This is a genomic window from Intestinibacter sp., assembly GCF_051866655.1.
Taxonomy (GTDB): Bacteria; Bacillota; Clostridia; order Peptostreptococcales; family Peptostreptococcaceae; genus Intestinibacter.
Genome location: NZ_JBJDXL010000020.1, coordinates 1 through 1,893 on the forward strand (window position 1 = coordinate 1; position 1,893 = coordinate 1,893).

Sequence of the window (1,893 nt, forward strand, 5' to 3'; positions counted from 1 at the left end):
AAAGCTTGCTCTGCAATGTATAAGCACTTAAAACTACAAAATCGTGCTCAGGCAAAATATACGGTGCAGCTGTTTCAGGGAAATCTCCCTCTATTGGATCTGACTCGATTATAGACAAATCACAAACTGGAGCAAATAATTGCTCTAGATAGTGAAAATGTCCTACTACTGCAACCTTCTTACCTTTTATATCGTTTTGGTATGATATAAATGGATCGTTTAATCTGTCCTCCATAAATCTATTTTTATTCAGACTGATGCCCCTGCTCTCTACTACTCCGACTGAATTATAATAAGAGTTTATAGCGGCAAGTCCTATTCCAGACTCCGTCAAATTCCACGATTTGATACAGCCTGCGACCTCGTATAATTTTCTGCCTTTAAATTCCTTTATAAATTCCGGTAATCTAGTATCTTCTGGATATGCACTTGCAATACCGCTTCCTACAGTGCTTTTTACAAGTGCGAAATGTTCACCGACTAACATATCCTCGACTACTATGTCCTTTGGAATCCCATCTATCATATCGTCATATAGTTTCCACAATTTTTGCTACCCCCTTTTTTAAGATAGGCTCTATGTCTTCTTTTTTAAGAACCTCACCTAATCTCAACTTATTTCTAAAATCTAGCAGTAAATTATCTAGGTATTCTACGTATTTCACATTTTCTTTTTCCTCATCTGTAGTAGGTATAACCTTTGAAATACCGCCGTTTTTAATAACTATTCTCTTATCTGCATTTAACGCTAGTATCGGGTCGTGGGTAGATATAAGTATTATCTTTTCTTTTTTAGAAAGCAGCTTTATAGCTTCCTTTCTATCGATACCTGCATTTTCTATTTCATCGATTAGTACGATTGGAGAACTGCTCATATAGGCAGTATCTGATATCATAAGTGCCCTAGATTGCCCACCTGAAAGCTGAGTGATCTTAGTTGTAAGCTCGAACTCCTCTCCAGCTAGCTTATTTGCATAGTAAAAGCATTTTTTAACTATATCGTCTTGATTTTCGCAAAATCTGCTCTTTGAATGCATTTGTAAAAACTCCTCGACTGTTAAATCCATTACAAAATTCATATTTTGAGATAGCTGTGCGACTAGCTTTCCATCCATGTTGTATCTAGTTTCTTCACTTGGTATCTCGCCGTTTACGAGTATCTCTCTATTTGTAGGCGTATCTCTTTGAGCCAGACATTCGATATCCTCAAGCAGTCTACTTTTCCCAGAGCCAGTCGGACCTACTATACTTATTATTTCTCCCTTTGAAATCGTTATACTCACATTTTCATCGACGCTTGATTTATCTCTTCCCCCGTTTATAGTTATACTATCTATATCTATAGTATCTACAGTCTGATCGAACTCATCTAGAAACTCCACGAGCCTATCTAATAGCTCGTCCTTTTCCACTCCAAAGTTAAGGCTAAAATCTTCGTCTAGAGATTCTACCAAATCACTAAATAATAAATTTTTATCTATATACCCAAAATTGTAATTTAAGAAAAAATCAGAAGCTATTGGATACTCTTTTTCTATTTCGCCTATCGACATATCGTATAAATTTTCATAATCGCTATTCATCATAATCAAACTCCATCTTCTTAAGCATTCCCATTTGGTGAGATTCACCGATTCGCATCTCGCCTGTACAGTAAGAGCAAACTGATGCCGGTGTTGTAAATCTCAAAAGCTTATTTCTAAGTGTCTTTATATCCTTTACTCCGCTTAAATATTTTTTTAATAAAAATGTACCCTGTCCTGTTATCCCGTTTATAAATATTATCTTTGCCTTGGAATTGACCTGTCTTACATTGAAGGAAAATACCTCTCTTTCAGCCTGTGAAACAATATCTCCCTTAGTTATGACCACAATATCACAAAGCTTAAGCAT

The 1,893-nt window shown here is 35.9% G+C and carries 2 protein-coding genes and 1 pseudogene; all 3 read right to left on the reverse strand.

Going from position 1 to position 1,893, the window contains the following annotated elements; translation table 11 throughout:
• Nucleotides 1-547: enolase N-terminal-like fold-containing protein (locus tag ACI3VO_RS00550; protein WP_439756039.1), on the reverse strand; the 547-nt coding region annotated here is incomplete at its 3' end.
• Nucleotides 531-1,586 (reverse strand): ATP-binding cassette domain-containing protein, encoded by a 1,056-nt coding sequence (locus ACI3VO_RS00555; RefSeq protein ID WP_439756040.1) that lies wholly within the window; start codon nucleotides 1,584-1,586, stop codon nucleotides 531-533. The genes ACI3VO_RS00550 and ACI3VO_RS00555, both read right to left, overlap by 17 nt.
• Nucleotides 1,576-1,893, reverse strand: a pseudogene (locus tag ACI3VO_RS00560) (GTP-binding protein); the annotation flags it as partial. The pseudogene ACI3VO_RS00560 and the gene ACI3VO_RS00555, both read right to left, overlap by 11 nt.

Bases quoted from the DNA above. Each gene is read 5' to 3' on its own strand.
- ACI3VO_RS00555 (WP_439756040.1), bottom strand. From the start codon at position 1,586: ATGATGAATAGCGATTATGAAAATTTATACGATATGTCGATAGGCGAA.